Raw genomic sequence first — 7,231 nt, 5'->3', positions numbered from 1 at the left:
CTGACTCCGAAAGTTGGCGATGTTGCGCTCGGTCGTATCGCGCGGATGCGTGCCGGTTTTGACCGCGTACTGCTCGGCAGGCAGCCCGAACGCATCCCACCCCATGGGATGCAGCACATTTATACCCTGCATGCGCTTGTAGCGGGCCACAATATCAGTGGCCGTATATCCTTCAGGATGCCCCACATGGAGCCCGGCCCCACTCGGGTACGGAAACATGTCGAGTACATAGCATTTTTCGGCGTCGGGATCGACGTCTTCGGGCGTGCGAAACGTGTGATGCTCCGCCCAGTAGCGCTGCCACTTGGGCTCGATTTCGTCGAAGGGATATGCAGGCATAGAACGCGAAAACAGGTGGATTCGTCGGTAAAAACAACACGACAGCCCAACGACTGCCGTGTCCGGAAGGTTCGTTCGTGGTGCGGGCTCGTTTAGGGGGATGCGCAGGCTAAAACGCCGTCCCGTGAGTCTGGAACGGAACGTCAAAGTAGCGTGCCACGGTGGCAGCGTGGTCGGCAAAGGTGGAGCGGAGTCCCAATGCGCGGCCGGTGGCCTCGGGACGCACCACCAGCAGCGGCACAAACTCGCGGCTGTGGTCGGTGCTGGCGGTGGTGGGGTCGTTGCCGTGGTCGGCGGTAATGACGAGCACGCCGTCGCTCGGGAGCGCGTTGAGCAGGTCGGGGAGCGCCGCGTCGAACGCCTCAAGCGCCTGCGCAAAGCCTTCAGGGTCATTGCGATGCCCGTAGTCCTGATCGAAGTCGACGAGATTCGTCCAGATGAAGGTGGGCGGCGCATCTTCCTGACACGCCTGTAGAGCCGCTTCGGTAGCCGCGATGCCTTCCGCATTAGAGGACGTCTTTGTCATCGTATCGAAGCCCGTCCGCGCAAACAGATCCGCAATCTTCCCGATGGAGACCGTGCGCACGCCCTGTTCTTGCAGCACATCTTGCAGCGGCGGCGTATCGGGGCGAGATGCAAAGTCTTTGCGTTCTTCAGAGATGCGCGTGTAGTTGCCGGGAGCCCCCACAAACGGACGCGCAATAACGCGCCCCACGCTATGCGTGCCGGTGCAGACCTTCGTACGCGCCACCTTACAGAGGCGGTAGAGCTCTTCCAGTGGAATCACGTCTTTGTGTGCGGCAATCTGGAAGACGCTGTCGGCCGAGGTATACACAATGGGCATCCCCGTCTTCTCGTGCTCGGCCCCCAACTCCTCGATGATGACCGTGCCCGACTCCGGGCGATTGCCAAGCACCCCATCCACGCCGCCGTGCTCCTTGAATGCGTCGATGACTTCGGGCGGAAAGCCGTCGGGATAGGTGGGAAAGGGCTGTTCCAGGTGCAGGCCCGCGATCTCCCAGTGGCCGGTGGTGCTGTCTTTGCCTGCCGAAATCTCCTGCATCCGGCCATAGTCAGCGGCGGGCTTATCAACACAGGGCAGGCCTGCAAGATCGGCGACATGGCCCAGCCCGAGCGCTGTCAGATTGGGCAGGTCGGGCTGTTCGGCGGCGCAGACGTGGCCCAGAGTGTGGCTGCCCCGGTCGCCGTAGTCATGGGCATCGGGCTGCGCGCCTACGCCTACGCCGTCGAGTACAATCGTTGCAAAACAGGCCATACAAATCGGATCGGATGATTTTACAAAATACGAGACCGCCCTACGACTTGGGCAGGCATCGTTCGGATGCGCAGGCCCAGGCATTGTTCGGAGGGCTGGGTTTGGGATGCCCCAGCATGCACCTTCTGTGAATACGACCTATTGCCTCCCCAAAAATAACGCACCGCGTTATAAAATGGAACTTGTGACGCGCTGCGTTATAGGCAGAAGTGAGCATACCTGTTGTGCTCCCATTGAATCCATGCACCAAAAGACCTTTCGAGGTGATTGATTATGGCTACTGATGAAAAAGAACGCTCCGCATCCGCCAAGAAACCGATTGACTTTAGTAAGCTGCCGGACGAGCTCGTTGAGCGCGGGCGCGAAGTGTGGTTGGCTGGACTGGGTGCCCTCGCCCGGGTTGAAGAAGAAGGCGACCGCGTGTTTCAGGATCTGGTGAAGCGCGGCAAGTCGTATGAAGAGAAGCGCCGCGGACAGTTTGAAGACGCGACGTCAGAGATCAACAGTGAGATTAACAAGCAGCAAGAGTCGATCTCTGAAGAGCTAAACCGTCGCTTTGACGATGTGTCGCGCCGCGTGTCGGACGCTGCGCAGACGGTCGAGAAAACGGTGAGTTCGACGCTGAACGATACACTGGGCCGTCTGGGCGTACCCACGCGCGAAGAGGTCCAGGGCCTGTCCAGCAAGGTAGGCCAGCTCTCCGAGAAGCTGGATGCCCTGTCGTCCATGCTCGACCAGCAAGCGGCTGGCGATGCGCTCGTCTTCCACGTAGCGTACCACGAGGACGCGTGGGTGCTGCTTCAGGAAGGCACGGACGCTCCGCTTCAGTCGTTCGACACGAAGAAGGAAGCCGTTGATGCTGCTCGCGACGCCGCCAAGGCGCATGCCCCCAGCCGTCTCGTCATCCAGAAACAGGACGGCGCGATTCAGGAGACGATCAGCTACGACGCGGAAGACGATGCCTAAGCATCTGATCTGCTGTTGAGCAGCAGCGCCGTCTTACAACACAAAAGCCTGCCTCGGCACGAATGCCGAGGCAGGCTTTTTTAGTGGGCTGTATGGTTCCAGAAGACAGTTTTGAGCCAGAGGCCCCAGCGCGCACGCGCCATTTACCCGGGCCACTTAGTACGAATCCGGTTGCAGCATTGCAGTATCGTTCCTCTACGAGGCACCGGATGTACGTCGTCAGTCGGTCTTCAGCCTCAGAGGGTGGACCAGTGAAGAGGTGGATGTTTTTCTCATTCACCCCTTCACACGTCCATACCTCCACACGCCAACGAAGCATACGGAGTTGGTATCACTCCTGGCGCTCCATGTGCATGGTGGCGAGTTCTTCCGCGTTGCCCCAGAGCGAGAGCGCTTCGAGGTATATCGGATCCGTCTCGTTAAGGGTAGGCTGGGCCGTGCGCAAGCCGTATAGCTGACGCGCCAGGTATCCCTTCAGACGCAGGCGTATCTCCTCTTCGCTGCGATTCTTCTCTGCCTCCGAAAAGACCCCTTCGCCAGGAGCCGTCTCATCAGGATCGCTGGTGTATGTCACCCCCTGCTCTTCGGTAAAGTCCCAGAACGCGGTAACGAGCGAATCGGGAGTAGTGAAGTCGTTCAGGAAGGCGTCTGAATCCTCGCCCCACGTTGACCGGACCTGCTGCTCGTTGTTCATGAACCACTCGCGCGTGAAGGCAAAGTCCATGTTGATGGCCGACACGAAGTTGGTAAGACTGGTCGTATCGGGCTGCACCACAACGTCGGGCATAATGCCTCCCCCGCCGAAGACCGTGCGTCCGCCTTCGGTGGTGTACATGAGCGAATCCGGAATACTGTCTTTGTATTCTTCAGGATGGAACGTCGCGTTTTCTTGCTCTTCCATCATGCGCTCTACGTATTGCTCGTCGGTGCCTTCATTCTCGTAAGGCGTCTGGATGAGGCGTCCCACGGGCGTGTAGTAGCGGCCGACGGTCATTTGCAGCAGGCTGTTGTCATCCAGTTCAAACTGCTTCTGGATGAGTGCTTTTCCAAATGTGCGTTGCCCCACGACAAGAGCGCGGTCGTGGTCTTGCAGGGCCCCCGACACGATTTCGCTGGCCGAGGCCGAGCCCTGATTTACCAGCACAATGACTGGGTTATCTTCAAGGCTACCTCCCTCTTCGGCACGGAACTGTGAGTTCATAGAGCGCTCACGGCCCTTCGTTTCTACAATGGTGAGCCCTTCTTCCAGCATCTCGTCGGCAATGTCAACCGCCGAACGCATCACCCCACCAGGGTTGCCCCGCAGGTCGAGCACCAGGCGTTCCATCCCTTCGTCTTTAAGCGTGCCTACGTGCTCCATGAACTCCTCGTGCGTGGTCATCGCAAACCGGTCGATTTTGACATACCCGGTCTGGTCATCGATCATGTACGAGGTATTGATAGAGTTCATCGAGATCTCGTCGCGCTCGATCTCAAACTCGTACTCTTGCCCTGCACCGGGGCGATAGACTGTCAGGTCAACGGTGGTACCTACTTCGCCCTTCAGGCGGTCTTGGATGCCATTGGTTCCAATTCCTACCGCCGACTCGCCCTCGATTTGAACGATGCGGTCGCCTCCCATAATGCCGAGGCGCTCGCTGGGGCCGTCTGCAATGGGCGAGATGACGCGTGCGGTATCTTCCACCATCTCAAACATCACCCCAATGCCGCCAAACGACCCGCGGTAGGTGTCTTGTACGCCCTGCACCTCATCGGATGGAATGTAGGTTGAGTGAGGATCAAGTGCTTCTAACATGCCCTCAATGCCGTCCTCAACCAGCGCTTCCGACTCAACAGGATCTACGTACTGTCGCGTGATGATGACAAAGGAACGCTCCAGCTTCTGAAGCTGCTCGTAGGCGCTGTTGTCGGACGTAAAGGAGTTGACCTGTACGCCAAGCACGACACCCAGCAAAACCAGGCCAATAGCGGGGAGCACATAGTGCGTTATACGTTTCATAAAGTACGGCCTCACGGCATAAACGAATCGATGCGAACTGATACAAGCGGCGCTCTACGCTACGTTTGGCGCAATAAACGCGTAAGGCAAGCGCTTGCATACGTGTGTTGTGTGCATAGACATTGTAAGAAAGATGGACCGGGTTTGTTGCGCCGCCGATGCAGTTTCTGCCGGCCCAAACCAACCTGTTACTCCACTCGGGAACCAAGCGGCGGCGGATGACGGTGCAACCCATAGTTCCGGCTACTTAGGAACGATCTCAAAAGCTTCTGGGGACTTCGAGCGGCTGCACCCATTGCGTTATGAGATAGCTCCTTATCCGGATTTCCATCGGTCCTTCTCCAAACCAGCGGAGGCGTCATGCCGAAACGCGTTTCGGATTACTACTACATCTTCGACGGACGAAGCGACCGCCCGGTTATTGTAGACCGGGCAAGCGGCGTGCCAACCCATGAAGCGCCCCCGTCAGCCCAACCGGCTGCTCTGCCGGTTGCTCGCTACCTAAAGCAAGATCACGGGGCCTCGGTGGTGCGTGCCTTCGCCTGTTGGTGTGCCCAGCAAACCTGGCGTTTCACCGCTCCACCAGCGGCTTGCACTGCGCTCTGGACCGCTGCCCGAAACGTGGCGTCTGGGCAGGTTTCTACGATAAAGGCATTGCACAAGGCACGGTCGGCTTCGCGCGAAGCAGCTGTACGGGCTGCTGCCATTGGCATGCCGCATCGCCGGCCCAGCGCGGCCCAGTTGCTGGCGGCGCGCAGTTGCACCGAGCCCGACGTGCTCACTGCCGCCCACGATGCCATGCACATGAGCGTACGCTGGGCCGAGTTTGCCTACGACCCCCCCAATGCCGCCATCAAGGCCATGCACGAGCGTCACATGAACGGGCTGCTCGATGCACTCAACGGTGACGCTCCATTCCAACAGCCCTGCTTTTTTGCAGATCAGCTGTCATAGTGCTCTGTCACAGGTCAATGGTTGGGTTGCAGCATGCCCTGTTTACATGGTGTCATCTTGAGCGAGCGGCTCCGCCAAGGAGACGCGAAGTCCTGACACGAGCGAAGCGACTGGTGAACGCAGTGAATAAAGATCTCCCTCGAAGCGGGCAGGATCCTCTGTCCCGCCGTATCTTCTGAACGCCAAGGAGATGGTTCGACTGCGCTCACCATGACAGACTTCGTGGGGGCTGATTGCAGGCAACCATCAAAATGAGGATTGACAGAGCACTAGCCGAGGAGGAGGGAGATGTAGGGAGAGGGATTCCGTAAAATTATACCAAGTGCCTATGATAATGCTACACGTGTGGCCTCCAGCAGATAGTCGTATCCGGTCAATGAGGCGACTGCTTCATCGGTGTATCGAGACAGAACCGTTCGGGTCTGTTGGCGCAAATCGGCCAGATACTTGTAGAATGTCCCCCCGATAGCATCCTTCAGGTCCTGCCACAACCGTTCTACCGGATTGAGTTCGGGGCTATAGGGCGGCAAAAACACGAGGGTGACATTCTCTGGGACCGCGAGCTTATTGGCTTTGTGGAACCGGCCGTTATCTAAAATCATCACGTTGTGGCTGCAGGGGAACCGCCGCGCAAACCGGTTTAAAAAGTCCTGGAAGCACTCGCTATTGAGGCGTTCATGCTCAGTGAAAAACCGCTGCCCGGTCTCCGGCTCAACGGCGCCGTACACGTAAAAATACTCGTAGGCGGGTTGGGCCGTCTGGATCGGCTTTACGCCCGGCAAGGTAATTTTATGGCGCAAAATAGGCATCCGCCCGATCCGGCACTCGTCCTGGCAAAACAGGCGCAGGGGACGGCGCCCCTGTTCCTCAAGACCGGAAAGACAGGTGGGAAGCTCCTCTTGAAACGTTATTTGGGCCTGCTGTTTTTTTTAGGGTGGCTCGGGCGCGGCGTCTTCGGCTTCGCTCCGAGGTCGTAACGCACGATGCCGTGGACCGTCGAGTAGCACAGCTCCACGCCATGCTCTTCGTCGAGCCATTGTTGAATCTCTTTGTAGCTCGTAAAGCCGCCCGGCTCGGCTAACCGCTCGTTCAGCGCCTCCATCGCCTGGTCCGGAATCGACTTCTGGCCCGGATCCGGGCCGGGCTCGCCGACCTCTTGGATCTTCTCAAGGCCGCCTTCTTCATAGAGCGCAAGCCAATCCGCCACCGTGTGGCGATGCACGCCCAACTGGCGGGCTACCGCGCTTCGACTGGTGGCCTCCCCGCTTCGCAGCAAAAGAAGCATGTGGAAACGACGCTGGATCTGAGCGTCTTTCTCTTTACGGACCAATTGGTCCAGTTCCTCGACCGACTCGGAAATCTCAGGAAGGTTGTACATCAGACCGGGAGCCTCTATGTTGAGTAGACCGATGTTGAATAAACCGAATGTCACCTGAAAAACTGCTCAATCTGTATAGTGATTCAAAGCACTTGGTATTATCAGGCGCTTCGGCCCAGCCCTCCTGGTTGATCTTGGCCATGATAGGAAAGAGCTGGTCGAGTCCCTCGTCAATCTTGGTCTGCGCCACGTGATTGATGTAGTTGCTCAACGTCTTGAGGCTGATGAGCGCATTGATTTCGTACGTGGCGATCCTGCTGCTCTATCTGCTGATCATCAGCCGTGGCCTCTGGCTGGCCACCGGCGCCCAGAATACTTT

At 58.2% G+C, this 7,231-nt stretch carries 7 protein-coding genes; 2 read left to right on the top strand and 5 right to left on the bottom strand.

The window, feature by feature from the left end; translation table 11 throughout:
- A partial coding sequence (locus R6U20_RS04810; RefSeq protein WP_410336732.1) for a class I tRNA ligase family protein occupies positions 1-339 on the bottom strand: 339 nt, incomplete at its 3' end.
- 109 nt (positions 340-448) lie between these two features.
- Complete coding sequence (locus R6U20_RS04805) at positions 449-1,615, bottom strand: phosphopentomutase (RefSeq protein WP_410336731.1); 1,167 nt, start codon at positions 1,613-1,615, stop codon at positions 449-451.
- 273 nt (positions 1,616-1,888) lie between these two features.
- On the opposite strand from R6U20_RS04805, the gene R6U20_RS04800 reads away from it, so the two are divergent.
- Positions 1,889-2,581 carry a phasin family protein gene (locus R6U20_RS04800; protein ID WP_410336730.1) on the top strand — a complete coding sequence of 231 codons (693 nt, stop codon included), beginning with the start codon at positions 1,889-1,891 and terminating at the stop codon, positions 2,579-2,581.
- A gap of 331 nt (positions 2,582-2,912) precedes the next feature.
- Here the strand turns inward: R6U20_RS04800 and R6U20_RS04795 are convergent, their stop codons facing one another.
- Positions 2,913-4,580 carry a S41 family peptidase gene (locus R6U20_RS04795; RefSeq protein WP_410336729.1) on the bottom strand — a complete coding sequence of 556 codons (1,668 nt, stop codon included), beginning with the start codon at positions 4,578-4,580 and terminating at the stop codon, positions 2,913-2,915.
- 360 nt (positions 4,581-4,940) lie between these two features.
- On the opposite strand from R6U20_RS04795, the gene R6U20_RS04790 reads away from it, so the two are divergent.
- Positions 4,941-5,534, top strand: a complete 594-nt coding sequence (locus tag R6U20_RS04790; protein WP_410336728.1) for a hypothetical protein — start codon at positions 4,941-4,943, stop codon at positions 5,532-5,534.
- A gap of 326 nt (positions 5,535-5,860) precedes the next feature.
- On the opposite strand, the gene R6U20_RS04785 is transcribed toward R6U20_RS04790, so the two are convergent.
- Together R6U20_RS04785 and R6U20_RS04780 are read right to left on the bottom strand one after the other, a co-directional pair.
- Positions 5,861-6,445 carry an IS630 family transposase gene (locus R6U20_RS04785; RefSeq protein ID WP_410336733.1) on the bottom strand — a complete coding sequence of 195 codons (585 nt, stop codon included), beginning with the start codon at positions 6,443-6,445 and terminating at the stop codon, positions 5,861-5,863.
- Positions 6,442-6,912: a helix-turn-helix domain-containing protein gene (locus R6U20_RS04780; protein WP_410336727.1), complete on the bottom strand. Its 471-nt coding sequence runs from the start codon at positions 6,910-6,912 to the stop codon at positions 6,442-6,444. The genes R6U20_RS04785 and R6U20_RS04780 overlap by 4 nt, the downstream gene beginning before the upstream one ends.
- Positions 6,913-7,231 lie beyond the last annotated feature (319 nt).

Source organism: Longimonas sp. (genome assembly GCF_046498435.1).
Taxonomy (GTDB): domain Bacteria; phylum Bacteroidota; class Rhodothermia; order Rhodothermales; family Salinibacteraceae; genus Longimonas.
The sequence above is the reverse complement of the archived record's forward strand: the minus strand, read 5'-3'. Positions and strand labels throughout refer to the sequence as shown.